Origin of the sequence: Hoeflea prorocentri, assembly GCF_027944115.1 — a bacterium.
Classification (GTDB): Bacteria; Pseudomonadota; Alphaproteobacteria; order Rhizobiales; family Rhizobiaceae; genus Hoeflea_A; species Hoeflea_A prorocentri.
In genome coordinates, this window is record NZ_JAPJZI010000001.1 from 734,806 (window position 1) to 750,155 (window position 15,350).

The following is a 15,350-nucleotide window of genomic DNA, read 5'->3' on the forward strand; positions in this document are numbered from 1 at the left end:
CCGGGCGTTCTGAGTGGAGCAGATTGTAAAATACGCGCTTTCGGAGCTTATCTGTGCGCCTGTGTATCCTGCTGATCCCGGATGTTGTACCACCAAAAGGTTTCTCCGTACCTCCGCCGGCAGAAACCTTGGCACGGGCTTGACAAGCAAAGTGATGTTAATCAAGTTGTACATACGAATTTTTTTTGGAACTCCTGTAACGGTTCGGAAACGATCACCCCTATGGCCATACTGGATTACTCGTCGGACATATGGCGTGAAGCGCTTGGCATAGGCGAGGGTGAAGAGCCCGCGGCGCTGATCCTCGAAGGTACGTGGTGGCGTGAGACGGCGACTGAAAACCGCCTTGGCAAACTGACCGATGTTAAGGAGCTGGCGTTTCCGGAGATGTATTCGGGCCTCTATGGCGATGTGCCGGTTGTCTATTGCTGCGCCTATGGCGCGGCGCGGGCGGTCGAGCCGGCCCATGTGTTTGCCCAGATGGGCACGCCTCTTTTGATCCAGCTTGGAACCTGTGGAACGCTCGATGTCGATGCGTCGACGGGGCAGGTGATCCTGCCCGAAGTCTGCGCGGCGAGAGACGGTGTATCCCAGTATTATGGGGCCGCAGATACGGTTCGTACCGATCCAGCCTGGGTTGAGCGCGCCGAGCAGGTGCTGCACTCTTTCGACCGGCAAACCCAGCGCGCCTATCATCTGACATGGCCGAGCCTGTTCGCCCAATCGGACGAAATGTGCGATGGTTGGGCAGCGGAGGGCTTGCTTTCCATTGACATGGAAACCTCCGCGGTCGTTGCGGTTGCGGACCGTTTCGGTTCAGCGGCGGTTTCGATGCTCTCTGTCTGGGATGCATTGCCGCACGGGCGGACGTTTCTGGACCCGCTGGAGCCCGAAGACTTGAAAAGACTGAAAGATTCCAACGAGTTGATTTTCGATGCGGCGTTGTTACTTGCACAGGAGGTCCAGCAAAACCGATCCATCTAGGACATCAGGTCCCGGACTATCAACCAACTAACCTATTCAGTCAGTATGGGAGGAAACATGAGACATCTGGCAAAATGTGCATTGTTCGCATCCGCCGTCGCGTTCGCACCGCTTGCGCATGCGGATACAGCAGACGGTGAGTCGCTGATCGGCAAGCCGTGGGAGGAAGTCGTGGAGATGGCCCGCGGCGGAACCGTAAACTGGTTCCTGTGGGGCGGCTCCGACAATATCAACCGATACGTTTCGGAATATATCGGCGGTATTCTCAAGGATGAATATGACATCACGCTGAACCGGGTCGGTCTGTCCGATACGGTTGAAGCCGTGAATATCGTCCTCGGCGAAGTCGAATCCGGCGTCACGGACAAGGGCTCCGTCGACATGATCTGGATTAACGGCGAGAACTTCCGCACCATGAAACAGGGCGATCTTGCCTATTGCGGATATCCGGACACGCTGCCGAACAACAAGCTTGTCGACTGGAACAATCCTTCGATCGCCAACGACTTCGGCGTGCCGGTGGATGGCTGCGAGATTCCGTGGTCGAAAGCCCAGTTTGCATTCGCCTATGACACCGCGCGCACGGAAAATCCGCCGCGTTCGATCCCTGAACTGCTTGAGTGGATCAAGGCCAACCCGGGATCTTTCACCTATCCTGCGCCGCCCGATTTCAATGGATCGGTGTTTGTGCGGCACGTATTCTACCACGCGGCGGGCGGTGTCGATAATCTGCTCGGCGCGTTCGACCAGGCCAAATATGACGCGGCGGCTGCCGAAACATGGCGCATCCTCAACGAGATCGAGCCCTATCTGTGGCGCGAGGGAAAAACCTACCCCACGTCGATCAACGCTCTGGAGCAGCTTTTTGCGAACTCCGAAGTCGATCTCTACTTCAACTATGAGCCGGCAGGTGTCGGGATCAATATCGACAACGGTACATTCCCGCCCACGGCCAAGGGTTACGGCCTGACGGACGGAACGATCGGTAACACCAACTACACGATCATCCCGATCAATTCGCCCAACAAGGCAGCCGCGCTGGTGTTGCAGAACGTGCTGCTTTCCGGTGAAGCCCAGTATGAAAAGGCCAAGCCGGACGTGTGGGGAACTAGCCCCGCCATCGAGGTGTCGCGCACGAGTGACGAGGTGCAGAAACAGTTCGCCTCACTCAAGAAGCACCCGGCGGTTGTCCCGGCTTCGGAATTGTCCAAGGCCGCTTTGCCTGAGCTTCAGGCGGACTGGATCACTGCCATCGAAAAAGGCTGGATCGAGAACGTCGGCCAATAGGCCGTCCTCCCAGCGTCCGCGGCGTTTCATAGCGCCGCGGACGACCCATCTCAATTCTTTCCCGGAGGCTGCGGACCGGTATGTCGGATCGCGTGAAAATAGTGCTGCTCCTGGCACCGGCCATGATCATTATCGGCGTTCTGTTTTTCGGCGGTCTGGTGATTGGGCTGATGCGCAGCTTCAGCTATATGCCGATCATCGGTCTGACAGAGCCGAATTTCGACGCCTATATTTCCATCTTTACCAGCCGGGAGTTCTATCTCTCCTTTCTGCTGACCTTCTATATTGCCTTTGTCTCGACGTTCATCTCGTCGGTACTGGCAATCGGGGCCGCTCTGCTTTTGCGGCGACAGTTCATCGGTCGCGCCATCGTCAATTTCCTGTTTCAGTTGAACCTGACGGTGCCGCATCTGGTGGGTGCAATCGGCATTCTTTATCTCTTTTCGCAGTCGGGAAGTTTTGCCCGGCTTGCCGCTGAATGGGGTATGATCGCAAGACCCAGCGAGTTCCCGGCTCTCGTGTTCGATCCCTATGCGATCGGCATCATCCTGCAATATGTCTGGAAAGAGATCCCGTTCATCGGCGTCATCGTTCTGGCCAATATGCAGGCGCTTGGAGAAGACTATGAAAGCGTGGCGCGCTCCCTTGGCGCAAACCGCTGGCAGGCCTTCATCCATGTGCTTTTGCCGCTGATCTTCCCGGGCGTGCTTTCCGCCTCGGTGATCGTCTTTGCCTTTATCTTCGGCGCCTATGAGATTCCGGCGCTGCTCGGCGCCAATTATCCCGCCGCGTTGCCGGTGCTTGCCTATCGCAAATACACGGATGTGGACCTTGCAGCGCGGCCCGAGGCGATGGCGATGGCCATCGTTATCGCACTGCTCAGCGCGGTCATGATCTTTCTTTACGTCCGCTACGCGCGGCGCCGGGTCAGGAGCTGACAATGGTCGGACGCGAAAGCATTTCGATGAAAGGGTTCCGGTTTCTGACCGGAGCAGTGCTCATCACCTGGCTTATTCTGCCGCTCATCCCGCTGGCGATCTGGTCGTTTGCAAGAGGCTGGTTCTTTCCGAGCCTTTTGCCGAAACAGTGGTCGTTGCAGGCCTGGGAATACGCCTTTTCAGATACGGCGGGGGTTCTTGACAGCCTGTGGATCACCATTGGTATCGCGCTTGCGGCCACGGTGCTGTCGATCATCGTTGGCGTGCCGGCCGGACGTGCACTTGGTCTCTACCGGTTTCGCGGCAAAGAGATAGTCGAGTTGATTATTCTGGCGCCGACAATCGTTCCGGGGATCGCTGTAGCGCTCGGCCTTCACAGCGTTTTCATCGGGCTTGGGCTGAACAACACGGTGTCGGGCGTTATTCTCGTCCATCTCATTCCGACACTGCCCTACATGGTGTTGGTAATGGCGGGCATTTTCTCCAACTATGACCCGTCTTTCGAGGCGCAGGCGCGCAGTCTCGGGGCATCGGCCTTCAAGACCTTCTGGTATGTCACATTTCCGGCAATCCTGCCGGGCATCATCGTCGGCGGCCTGTTTGCGTTCCTCGTATCGTGGAGCCAGTACATCCTGACTCTGCTCATCGGTGGCGGACGGGTGGTGACGCTGCCCTTGCTTCTCTTCAATTTCGCAACCTCGGGGCGCAACGACATCACCGGGGCCATCGGCATGATCTACATCCTGCCCGGTATCATTATTTTGCTTTTGACCGCTCGGCATCTCTCCGGTCGCAGTGGCGCTGTCGGGGGATTTGGACGGATATGACGCATGTTTCCATCAAGGATCTGACCAAGGTCTATCCGGGAGCAACGGAGCCATCGCTGGACCAGCTGTCGCTGGAAATCGCCAGCGGCGAATTGACGGCACTGCTGGGGCCCTCGGGTTGCGGCAAGACGACGACGATGAAGATGATCGCGGGCCTGTTGGCGCCGACTTCGGGTGATGTCGCTTTTGATGGCCGGTCGATCCTCAATGACAAGCCGGAACATCGCGGCGTGGTCATGGTATTCCAGAACTATCTGCTGTTTCCCTATATGAGCGTTGCGGACAATGTCGGTTTCGGTCTCAAAATGCGCAAGGTCGACAAGGCGGAAATCAGCCGGCGCGTGGCCGAGATGCTCGACCTTGTCAAACTTCCCGATCTCGGCAGCCGCCGCCCGAGCGAACTGTCGGGCGGGCAGCAGCAGCGCGTTGCGCTTGCCCGGGCGCTGATCGTGCAGCCCAATGTCTTGCTGCTTGACGAGCCGCTTTCCAATCTTGATGCGCATCTGCGCTTCGAAATGCGCGACCTGATCCGCTCGCTGCAGCAGGAGATGGGTATCACAACGATCTTTGTCACCCATGATCAGGAAGAGGCGGTGGTGCTCGCCGACAAGGTGGCGCTGATCCTGAATGGCAGGCTGAAACAATATGACGATGCGGACGTGTTCTACAAACGCCCCATCGACGAGGCGACGGCACGGTTTTTTGGCGGGCAGAACTTCATCGAGGGCGATTCGGACGGTTCGACGTTCACCAGTTCGTTCGGTTCCGTGGCGCTGCCGGAAGGCGTTCACAAGGGCAAGGGAAAACTGACCTTCAGACCTGAAAATGTGCGTATCGGGACGGAGCTTGGGAGTGAAAACGTGTTTCACGGCACGCTGGAAGACAAGCTCTACATGGGCACGCAGACCCGCCTGAAAATGCGCATCGGCGACGAGCGGATCGACATCATCTCGAACCCGAACGAGGCCGAGGGCATGGAACCAGGACAGGACATTGCGGTGAGCCTGCCGCCGGCGAGCCTGTGGGTCCTGTCGTCATGAGGAGACAGTCATGAAATATAGCGTGCATGCGGGCCTCTGGATGGCGCAATGGACGGACGAGATCACCCCGATCCTGCGCATTGTCGCGGATCTGGGATATGACGGTGTTGAGGTGTCGCTTCTCGGCATGAGCGATGAGAAGGCCGAAGCCCTTGGTTCCGCCGTGCGCGATCACGGGCTGGAGATTACGTGCTCCGACGGTCTCGGGCCGGAAACGGATATAACGTCCGACGATGAAGCTGTTCGTGCGGCGGGCCTGAAGCATCTCGAATGGGCGATTACAACGACAGCAAAGGTTGGCGCGCGGGGATTGGCCGGTGTCGTCTATGCGCCCTGGGGCGTGTTCGATCCGGCAAACAAAGCCAAACGCGCAGCCCGTTCCGCCGAGGCATTCGCCGCGGTTCATCCGGTGCTGGAAGCACATGATGTGACGCTTGGTATCGAGGCGATCAACCGGTTCGAGACCGATCTGGTCAACACCGCTTCGGAAGCCGTGGAGATGGCAACGGCGTCCGGTTCGTCGCGCGTTGGCGTGCTGCTTGATACATTCCACCTCAATATCGAGGAAAAGGATGTCAGAGGTGCGATTGCCGATGCCCGCGACAAGCTTGTCCATTTCCACGTCTCGGACAATGACAGGGGCGTGCCCGGATCCGGCCATGTGCCGTGGAGCGACGTCAAAGCCGGCCTGAACGACGCCGGCTACGATGGCTGGATTGTTGCCGAAATGTTCGTCATCGCCGGAAACCCGGCAAGCGCCGATCTCAATATCTGGCGCAATATCGAACCGGAAGCGACCGATGCGGCTCGGCGCGCGCTGGCATTTATGAAAGAGACATTTTCATGAACGGCGATTTCCTCAAACGGGCCCAGAGCCGTTTCGAGAGCCTCGAGGGCTCATTGAACAGTCTGGACGCGGCAATCGGGGATGGAGATCACGGGTCGACGATCCTGAAGGGATTAAGGGCTGCGGCTGCTTCCCCCGAAGATGCGGCCAAGGCGTTTCGGGTGGCCGCGGGCGGCGCGTCCGGGGCGCTATTCGGGCAGATTATCGCAGCGCTGGATGCGTTCGACAAGGGCGACATGGAACTTGGTCCGGCGCTGGCCAGGGCAGCGGGTCGTGTCACCCAGCTGGGTCAGGCAAAGGCTGGCGACAAGACGATGCTGGATGCATTGATGCCGGCATCGCTGGCGGGCAATGAACCGGCAGCGGCGGCCCATGCAGCGCGGGCCGGAGCAGAGGCCACGCGCGACATGCCGGCAAAGCGTGGCAGGGCGAAATATGTCGAGGGCGCCGGTGTCGGTCATCTGGATCCGGGCGCCGTCTCCGTTGCCGAACTTCTGGAAGAATTTGCAAAGCCGAGCGGAGCGTGACGATGAAGAAGCTGTTCAATAGCAAGGAAAGCATGGTCGACGACATGATCGACGGCTTTGTCGCGGCCTTTCCGGGCGTCGTGGCGCGGGGCGATCACCCACGTGTGGTGCGAAAGGCGGGTCCGAAAACGGGCGACAAAAAGGTCTCGCTCCTGATCGGCAATGGCAGCGGCCATGAACCGATTGCCATGGGGTTTGTCGGTCCCGGTCTTCTTGATGCCAATGTGGTTGGCGATGTCTTCGCCGCGCCATCGGCCGACCTCATTCTTGAAGGCATCCGGGACGTCACCGGCGAAGCGGGGTCGGTGCTGTTGATCTCGCGCCATGAGGGTGATGTCATCAACGGCAATGCCGCTGTGATGATGGCCGAGGATGAGGGGCTGAACGTGCGGCCCTTGCTCATGTATGACGATATTTCGTCGGCGCCCAAGGGCGAAGAGGATGAACGGCGCGGCGCGCCGGGCACCATGTTTATCTACAAGATACTGGGCGCAGCCGCCGAGACGGGCATGAGCCTCGATGATCTTGTTGCGTTGGGTGAGGATGTGCGGTCGCGAACGCGGACGCTGGGTGCAGCGGTTCGCTCGGGTATCTCGCCGCTTACGGGCGACGTTATGTTTTCGCTGCCGGAGGACGAAATCTATATCGGCATTGGGGTCCACGGCGAGCCGGGCGTGGCGCGGCGCAAGACCGGCCCCGTCAAAGATCTTGTGGCCTTTATGATGGAGAAAATCCTTGAGGACCGGCCATTGGAAGCGGGGACCGAGACCGTTGTGATGATCAACGGTTCCGGCGGAACGACCCAGATGGAACTCCTGACCATCTATAGCGAGGTCGAGAAATATCTCTCGAAAGTCGGCATCCAACCGGTTTCTCCCATGATCGGCTCCTTTGTCACCACCCAGGAAACAGCCGGCTTCTCAATATCTGTCTTCACACCGACATCGGAGATGCTCTCGCTCTGGCGCGCGCCTCAGCACTCGCCTTATTTTCCGGTTATCGGGCTTGGGGAAGGGGGCTGATCATGCCGCAGCTTCCGGCAGCCATACACGGGGTGGCGGTTGACGCCGGCAGCGGGCTTGCGACCGCCATTCGCACCGCGCGCGAAGACCGGGCGCAACCGGACGACCTTTTGACTTTCAAGCGCAATGTGCTGAAAGCCCTTGGGCCAGATGCAACAACAGTGCTTGTTGACGCTCAGTGCGGGTCTGATCTGTTGCAGGATTACCCGGATGGCTGCGCACCCATGATCGCCTTCGAGGCCGATGTCTATCATATTTCGGACGATGACCGTATTACGGTCCTGCCGGACCATCTGTCTGTATCCGATTTTCCAGGAATGGGCGTCAAGCAACTGAAATTCTTTATGTATTATGCCCCTGACGATGCGGACGAACTGAATGCAAGGAAGCTGGACATTGTGGCAGGCATTGGTGATGCCTGCGCATCAAACGGCGTCCGCTACCTGGTTGAGCCGCTGGTATACCATCCGGCCATAGAGGCGGGATCGGTTGAATTTGCACGGCTAAAGCCAGACCTTGTAAGGCGGGCGACCAAGGCCTTTGCTGATCCCCGCCTGAAAGCCGATGTCCTGAAGGTTGAGGTGCCGGTGGACCTGCGATTTGTCGAGGGCTTTGGCGAACCGGCAATGTCGCGCGCCGAGGCGCTTGACGCTTTTCGCATGGCTGCGGAACCGGCCGGTGGGCGGGATCTTGTTTATCTCAGCGCCGGGGTCGCGTTTGAATTTTTCGAGGCCTCACTGCGGCTGGCCCGCGAAGCCGGTGTCGATTTTTCGGGGTTCATGTGCGGCCGGGCCATATGGTCGGACGCGGTCGGGGTCTTTGGCGCGCATGGCGAGGATGCGCTCAAGACCTGGTTGGAGGAAACGGGACGCGAAAGGCTGTTGCGCCTGATCGCGGCCCTCAACTAGAGGCATAAAACGATGCTGGACAACAAGGTTGCCATTATCACCGGCGGTTCAAGCGGCAATGGCCGCGCGATTGCCAAGAAGTTTGTCGAAAACGGTGCCCGGGTCATCGTCGCCGATCTCAGTGAAGAGGTGCGTGAAGGCGGCGAACCGACCGTTGCCATGATTGACCGTTTCAAGCCCGGCGCCGCGAAGTTCATGACATGCGACGTCAGCAAGACGGATGATCTGGAAGCCGTGGTTCAAGCCGCTGAGGATTGGGGCGGGCTGGACATTATGGTCAACAATGCCGGTATCCTCATCAAGCAGCCCATACTGGAGGCGACCGAGGACATCTTTGACAAGATGGTCGATGTGAACATCAAAGGCGTGTATTTCGGTTCGCAAGCTGCCGCGCGGGCCATGGCCAAACGCAAGTCCGGTGTCATCATCAATATGTGTTCGGTTGCCGGTATGCGCGGAACGGGCGGCTTCAGCCATTACAATATGACAAAGGGCGCCGTTCGGCTCCTGACCTATTCGCTGGCGGATGAGCTCGGCCCAATGGGAATTCGCGTCAACAATGTCAATCCGGGCATTATGCGCACGCAGATGAATGTCGAGGACGATCCGGTGATCGGCACCGATACCGGAGAAGGCTATCTGGATATTATTCCGGCGCGCCGGTGGGGTGAACCGGAGGAGGTGGCCGACACCTGCCTTTATCTGGCGTCCGATCTTTCGACCTATGTAACCGGCACGTCACTGATCGTTGATGGCGGGTTGTTGAGGATTTGATTGGCACCTGCTGGTGTCCCCTGCTTCAAGCGACCCAGACGCTTTTGGTCTGTGAATAAAGCGCGATTGCCTCGCGGCCCATCTCGCGCCCGTAACCCGATTGCTTCATGCCGCCGAAGGGTGATGCCGCGTCCGTTTCACCCCAGCAATTGACCCAGATCGTGCCGGCCTGAAGGCGTCCTGCCATCCGCCGCACACGGGTCACATCCTGCGACCATAGACCCGCTGCAAGGCCGTAATCCGTGTCGTTTGCGCGCTTCAGCACATCTTCTTCATCGTCGAATTTCAGCACCGAGATGACCGGCCCGAAAATCTCGTCCCGGGCAAGCTTCATATCGTCTGTGACATCGGCGACAATCGTCGGACGGATGAACCAGCCCTCGGACGTGTCGCGCTTGCCCCCTGTCAGTACGGCTGCCCCGTCCGAACGGCCGCCATCGACATAGCCGAGGATCATGTTCATCTGCCGTTCGCTGATGACGGGTCCAAGGTCATTGGGCGGGTCGTCAAACCCCGGACCAACCTGGAGACCGTCAGCAATCTCCGTCAGGCCCGAGACCACCTGATCATGTATGGAAGAATGGACATAAAGCCGGCAACCGGCCGTGCAGCTTTGACCATTGTTGCCGAAATTTGCCCAGAAAGCGCCGGGGATCGCCTTCTCAAGGTCGGCGTCTGCAAAGATGATGTTGGCCGCCTTGCCGCCCAGTTCCAGCGAAACCTTCTTCAGATTTCCCTTTGAGGCCACGACGATCTGCCTGCCGGTGCGGGTGCTGCCGGTAAAGCCGATCTTGGCGATACGCGTATGGGCGGCAAGCGCTGCACCGGCCTCTGCGCCCAACCCCGGCACGACATTGAGCACACCCTCGGGCAGTCCGGCTTCAAGAGCGAGGTCGGCGAGGTAAAGCGCTGAGAGCGGTGTTTCTTCCGACGGTTTCAGGATCACGGTGTTTCCCGCCGCGAGTGCCGGCGCAAGCTTCCATGCAGCCATGAGCAAGGGGTAGTTCCAGGGCGTGATCAGCCCGCACACGCCGACCGGTTCAATCAGGGTGTAGTTCAGCCGGTCCGGAATATTCACAGGAATCGTTGCGCCCTCGATCTTGTCGGGCCAGCCGGCAAAATAGCGTATATGCCGTGCCGACCACATCGCATCGACATCGCGCGCGACATTCACAGGCTTGCCATTGTCGAGCGCGTCGAGTTGCCCGAATATGTCGGCCCGTTCCTCGATCAGTTCGGCAAACCGCCACAGGACCTTGCTGCGGGCATCCGGTCCCATCGTTCGCCAGGGGCCGGTCTCGAATGCCCGTGACGCTGCCTCAACAGCCAGATCCACCTCAGTCTTGCCAGCCCGGGCGACTTCGGTGAGGACTTTGCCGTTCGAGGGGTTGATAACCTCGATGCTGCCATCCGTCTCCACCTGCCGCGACCCGATCCGCAACCCCTGCTTCGAGGTAATGAAAGAGGCAACATCCTTGTTTAGTGAAATGGTGCCCATGGTCCTACACTCCGGCCTTTTTCTGTTCCGCTTCGCGCAGAATACGGCGGTTGATCTTGCCTGATGAGGTCATCTCGAATTCGTTCACGAACTCGATTTCACGCGGCGCCTTGTAGGCAGCAAGACGGTCGCGCACGTGGTCTGTCAGCGCATCCTTCAATGCTTCCGTTTCCGCCTCTCCGGCCCGCAGCTTGATGAATGCCTTGACGATCGACCCCCGGTCGGCGTCCGGCTTGCCGACGACGGCTGTCTCGGCCACGCACGGGTGGGCGAGGAGGCAGTCTTCGATTTCCGCCGGCCCGATGCGGAAGCCGGAGGACTTGATCAGGTCATCGGACCGGCCCTTATACCAATAGTAGCCATCCGCATCCCTGACAGCGAGGTCATGGGTTCTCAAGAATTCACCGTGCCGCATCTCGGCTTCCTTGTCAGGATTGTTGAGATAACCGAGGAAGCGGGTCGGTGCATCGGCGGTTGTCACGATTTCACCGGGTTCGCCATCACCGACCTCGAGGCCGTCGCCATCAACGAGCCGTACGTCATGACCGGGATAGGCCCGGCCCATGGAGCCCGGCTTTCGCGGGAAGAGGGCGGCGCAGTTGCCTATCAGGTGATTGACTTCCGTCATGCCGTAAAATTCATTGCAGACGACACCCAGCCTTTGTTCCGCCCATTCAAGGGTTTCGGCCGCCAGCGCCTCGCCGCCCGTGCAGATGACGCGCAAGGAGAGATCATAATCCTCGCGCGGATTTTGCGTCTGGGCGAGCCGTTTGATGGCCGTTGGCGCCAGAAAGGTGTGTGTGACCTTGTGCTTTTCCATGAACCGGTAGGCCCAATCCGCCTTGAAACGGTCCAGGGACGTCGCGATCGTCCGTCCGGCCATCCAGGCGGGGAACAACATGTCCAGAAGGCCGCCCACCCAGGCCCAGTCGGATGGCGACCAGTAGACGGCGTCGTCATCTTCCATCGACAGATCGAAGAACAGATTGATGGATGGTGTGTAGGACGCCAGCACCCGATGACCGTGAAGGATACCCTTCGGCTTGCCGGTCGATCCGGATGTGTACATTAGAAGGGCGGGATCGTCGGCGCCCCGGTAGGTCGCCGTAAAGCCGTCAGACGATGTCCGAAATGCTTTGGCCAGATCGAGTTCGCCGGCTTGCGGTGTACGCAGGAGGACATGTTTGAGGTGCGGAAAGGTGGCGGGAGCGTCGCCACGCAGGCTGCTCCATGCCGCCTCGTCGGTCAGGATCACCGGGGCGCGGCAATCGTTCAGCGCGTGGCTCAGCGTGTCGGGTCCGTAGAGCTGGGACAGTGTGACGGCAACGGCTCCGAGTTTGCAGATCGCCATGTGGGCGACGGCCGTATCGGGATGCTGCCCGGTGTGCAGGGCAATCAGGTCACCGGCACCGTAGCCGAGGCCCGCGAGATACGCGGCGAGGCTGGATGCCGCCTGCTCGACTTCGGCAAAACTCATCGTTTCAATCACACCATCCGGGGTTTCAAAAACGACGGCTGTCCTGCCACGGCTACCAGGACCCAGATGCCTGCCGAGCGTCATATGATAGATATTCGCCGATTGCGGCCACGTGATCCGCAGGTCGCCGGATGACCGGTCAAGGTTCAGCCGCCGGAGCTCTTCTTCGGAAAGCTTGTCGGTGTAGTCCAAATGCTCCTCCCATGGCCTGGCCGGTCAATTTACGTGTTGTCGGTGTGGTGGAACCGGGGTCTGACGGCACGGCAAGCGTTCTTAACATATTTGTCTTTACAAGTTAACATTCAATCTGGTGCCAGGGGGCTTGTTTTAGCATCATACAGAGGCTTTATGCTTGTCCTGCACGCCGCATTCGGGTGCAGTGGATCCGAAGTGAAAAGCATGAGGGCTGAAGATATGATTTGCACACAGGGACCCATGGTGTGGGCCGGCGGTTCTGATGCGCATGCTGATCGGGAAGGGCAGGCCGGGTGAGTGCAAAAGGCCTGTCACGCGACGCCTTGAGCGTGCCGATTGCCTGCCTGCAGTGTTTTTGTGCCGGCTCTCTTTATGCCTGGAGCGCCATGATAACGGCCTTGCGCGAGTCATTTGGCGTAAGCGTCGAGCATGCGGGCTTTGTCTTTTCCATCGCGATTATTTCTTTCACCCTTGCCTTGCTGTTGTCCGCGCGGCTTCCCATTGACCTTTCCGGTCCAAGAGCGCGCTCGGTCTTTTGCCTTGTCGGCGCAGTGGCTCTCCTCGCATCGTCAATGGCAGGCAGCTTTCCCCTTTTTGCGATCTGCTTCGGTGTCGGTTTCGGGGCTGCCAGCGGCGCTATCTATCTTGCCTGTCTTGATGTTGCGGCACGATCGGATGCGCGCAGGGCCGACATGAACACTGCGTTGGTGGTTGCCGCGTTCGGTCTTGGCGGTGCGGTATTCGGTCCGGCCCTGAGGCTGCTGGTTGCGCAAGGATGGGGATTGCAGGCCCTCCTGCTTCCGGCGCTCTGTCTGGTTTTCGCTGCCTGTTTCGCCGTATTGGGAAAATCCGATAACAGGCGGATTACAAGAGAAAAAATCGATGCGGAGAAGGCAAGTCATCACAATGATCTGAATGTCGGTCTGTGGCTTCCGCTCCTTTGGTTCGGTTTTGCGTTTGCTTCGGCCGCCGGCTTGATGACCCTTGGCCTGGCCGGTGCGATCATAGAGGAGGGCGGAGGCTCCGTCTGGTTGTCCGGAGCAGGCATCGCAGCGATTGCGATTGCCAATACCACGGGACGATTATGCTCCGGTCTGTTTACCCGGATTGTCAGGCTGGATCGGCTGATTGTGCTGCCGCCGCTTTTGTCGTCGTTTGGGCTTTTCGTCTGCATCTGGGTTGCCGAACCGGCCGCCATTGTCGTCGGTCTTGTTGTTGTCGCCTTGGCATACGGCCTCGTTGCGTCGCTCTACCCGATCGTGACCCGGCAACTTCTCGGCAGTGACGGGTTTGCCCGCTATTTCTCGATTATTTTCACCGCCTGGGGTCTGGCGGGGCTTGCAAGTCCCTGGCTCGCTGGTGCCGTATTGGCGCGCAGCGGTGACTTTCGTGCCGCGCTTGGCGTCGGTGTGGCGGCTGCGGTGGTGTCTATGGCTTTGTCGATTGCGACCGCCGTCTTCTTGCGCCGGGCCGTGGTGCGCGGTGTTCGCTAACTGCAATCGAAGACCTGGCCGACATGCTTTTCCAGCGCACCGGCCGTGCAGGTCATCATACGATGAAACCAGCGATTTGTATTATCATATTGCTTGTTATGAATTCGGAATTTCCGGTTTCGCCGTCGCCTCTTGTGATGAAATTGTCAGGCTGAGTATTGCGGCGGCGGCGATGGTGGCCGCCGACAGAAGGAACACCGGTGGGCCGGCGATTGTGTAGAGCAGTCCGCCGGCAATCAGGCCTGCAATGCTGGCTGCCGCGCCGAGACTGCTTGCAAGGCCCTGGACGGCACCTTGCATGCTTTCACCGGATCGGCTGGACAGGACAGCCATGAATGTCGGCCACATAAGCCCGTTGCCGAGTGCGATGAGGATGGCCGCGGCGTAGATCGCGGTCCAGCTATTTGCGAGCAGAAATGCGAACCCGCAGGCCAGGAACAGGCTTCCGGCCACAATAAGTGTTTTTTCCGACAGCCTGGGCGAAAGCCAGGCCAGCACCGGGCCCTGGACGATGACCATGCACAGGCTGAGGACAGCAAAATAGGTTCCGGTATCGGTGACAGACCAGTTGAGACCGATGGCTGCATGGGTCGGAAAGGCAACATAGAAAGAGCTGAAGCCAAGCATGACAAGAAAATTGACCGTGAGCAGCGCCGGCATTTGTGGAATGCGCATAATGCTGGCGGTGGGTGTTTCATCGCAGCCTTCGAGCCGATACCCCTCCTTGGTTTCCTGACCGAACACCTTGCACGCGTTCGGCATGCCCGGTTTTTCGGCAAGGAGAGCCGGACGGCTTTCCTTCAGCCCGAAGGCAATCAGGAAAAGAGCGATGGTGGAAATGATCAGTGCGGCGATCACCGGCAGTATCTCGCCATAGATCGTTGCACCCAAAAGCCCCGCGAGCGCCGGTCCGAGGATAAATCCGGCATTTGTCGACATCGCCATACGGCCGAAATTTTCCGCCCGGTGACGATCGTCGGTCATGTCTGCGAGATATGCATTTGCAACCGATACGTTGCCGCCGGTCAGCCCGTCGGTTGCGCGAGCGAGGAACAGGAGAACAAGCGGCAGGGTGATCGTAAATTGGCCGAAGAGAACCGAATCGACCTCGATCAGCGCGCCTTCCGGCAGGAAAAAGGCGGTGAGAAAGACGAGCCAGGAGATGAGTGTGCCGAGTTGGCTGACCAGCAGAACCCGCCGGCGCCCGATCCGGTCGGACCACCGGCCCAGAACCGGCGCGCCGATCAGCTGGAAAGCCGAATAGGTGGATGCCAGGGCTCCGAAGACGAGAGCGTTGCCGCCCCAATCTGTCACAAGGAAAACAAGAAAGGGCAGGACGATGCTGAAGCCCAGCGTGCCGACGAAATTCACCGACAGGATCGGCAGAAGCGGCACGAGGCCGGGCCCCGGCCTTATGATGTCGGCGTTGGTCAAGATGAAGTCCCCCGGTTGGCTCATGATAATATCATCAGGCCAGCCGGTTCAAATCGCCCCTGTGCGGGAAACGGAACGGTCGGGAAAGATGGTGCGTTT

At 59.1% G+C, this 15,350-nt stretch carries 14 protein-coding genes; 11 read left to right on the top strand and 3 right to left on the bottom strand.

Going from position 1 to position 15,350, the window contains the following annotated elements; genetic code table 11:
* Positions 1-222: 222 nt before the first annotated feature.
* The 10 genes from OQ273_RS03390 (at position 223) to OQ273_RS03435 (ending at position 9,154) form a co-directional block, all read left to right on the top strand.
* On the top strand, positions 223-984 hold the full coding sequence (locus OQ273_RS03390) for a phosphorylase family protein (RefSeq protein ID WP_267989069.1): 762 nt from the start codon (positions 223-225) through the stop codon (positions 982-984).
* Between the two features lie 57 nt (positions 985-1,041).
* Complete coding sequence (locus OQ273_RS03395; RefSeq protein WP_267989070.1) at positions 1,042-2,271, top strand: ABC transporter substrate-binding protein; 1,230 nt, start codon at positions 1,042-1,044, stop codon at positions 2,269-2,271.
* An 80-nt stretch (positions 2,272-2,351) separates the two neighbouring features.
* Positions 2,352-3,209, top strand: a complete 858-nt coding sequence (locus tag OQ273_RS03400; RefSeq protein ID WP_267989071.1) for an ABC transporter permease — start codon at positions 2,352-2,354, stop codon at positions 3,207-3,209.
* Positions 3,210-3,211: 2 nt separating this feature from the next.
* A complete protein-coding gene (locus tag OQ273_RS03405) occupies positions 3,212-4,036 on the top strand; it encodes an ABC transporter permease (RefSeq protein WP_267989072.1) in 825 nt (274 codons plus the stop codon).
* Positions 4,033-5,076, top strand: coding sequence for an ABC transporter ATP-binding protein (locus OQ273_RS03410; protein ID WP_267989073.1), 1,044 nt, complete (start codon positions 4,033-4,035; stop codon positions 5,074-5,076). The genes OQ273_RS03405 and OQ273_RS03410 overlap by 4 nt, the downstream gene beginning before the upstream one ends.
* Positions 5,077-5,086: 10 nt before the next feature.
* Positions 5,087-5,923, top strand: a complete 837-nt coding sequence (locus OQ273_RS03415) for a sugar phosphate isomerase/epimerase family protein (protein ID WP_267989074.1) — start codon at positions 5,087-5,089, stop codon at positions 5,921-5,923.
* On the top strand, positions 5,920-6,450 hold the full coding sequence (locus OQ273_RS03420) for a DAK2 domain-containing protein (RefSeq protein ID WP_267989075.1): 531 nt from the start codon (positions 5,920-5,922) through the stop codon (positions 6,448-6,450). Before OQ273_RS03415 ends, OQ273_RS03420 begins: the two co-directional genes overlap by 4 nt.
* Positions 6,451-6,452: 2 nt before the next feature.
* Positions 6,453-7,472 carry a dihydroxyacetone kinase subunit DhaK gene (locus tag OQ273_RS03425; protein ID WP_267989076.1) on the top strand — a complete coding sequence of 340 codons (1,020 nt, stop codon included), beginning with the start codon at positions 6,453-6,455 and terminating at the stop codon, positions 7,470-7,472.
* A 2-nt stretch (positions 7,473-7,474) separates the two neighbouring features.
* A complete protein-coding gene (locus OQ273_RS03430) occupies positions 7,475-8,380 on the top strand; it encodes a tagatose 1,6-diphosphate aldolase (RefSeq protein ID WP_267989077.1) in 906 nt (301 codons plus the stop codon).
* A 12-nt stretch (positions 8,381-8,392) separates the two neighbouring features.
* Positions 8,393-9,154 (top strand): SDR family oxidoreductase, encoded by a 762-nt coding sequence (locus tag OQ273_RS03435; RefSeq protein WP_267989078.1) that lies wholly within the window; start codon positions 8,393-8,395, stop codon positions 9,152-9,154.
* A gap of 25 nt (positions 9,155-9,179) precedes the next feature.
* Here OQ273_RS03435 and OQ273_RS03440 read toward each other — a convergent pair whose 3' ends face one another.
* Both OQ273_RS03440 and OQ273_RS03445 read right to left on the bottom strand, forming a co-directional pair.
* Positions 9,180-10,652: an aldehyde dehydrogenase family protein gene (locus OQ273_RS03440; protein WP_267989079.1), complete on the bottom strand. Its 1,473-nt coding sequence runs from the start codon at positions 10,650-10,652 to the stop codon at positions 9,180-9,182.
* A gap of 4 nt (positions 10,653-10,656) precedes the next feature.
* Positions 10,657-12,321, bottom strand: a complete 1,665-nt coding sequence (locus tag OQ273_RS03445) for an acetate--CoA ligase (protein ID WP_267989080.1) — start codon at positions 12,319-12,321, stop codon at positions 10,657-10,659.
* A gap of 296 nt (positions 12,322-12,617) precedes the next feature.
* Here OQ273_RS03445 and OQ273_RS03450 point away from each other — a divergent pair, with 296 nt between their 5' ends.
* Positions 12,618-13,817 carry an MFS transporter gene (locus OQ273_RS03450; RefSeq protein ID WP_267989081.1) on the top strand — a complete coding sequence of 400 codons (1,200 nt, stop codon included), beginning with the start codon at positions 12,618-12,620 and terminating at the stop codon, positions 13,815-13,817.
* A 96-nt stretch (positions 13,818-13,913) separates the two neighbouring features.
* Here the strand turns inward: OQ273_RS03450 and OQ273_RS03455 are convergent, their stop codons facing one another.
* Entirely contained in the window at positions 13,914-15,275 is a 1,362-nt protein-coding gene (locus OQ273_RS03455) for an MFS transporter (protein ID WP_267989082.1), read from the bottom strand.
* Positions 15,276-15,350: the final 75 nt, after the last annotated feature.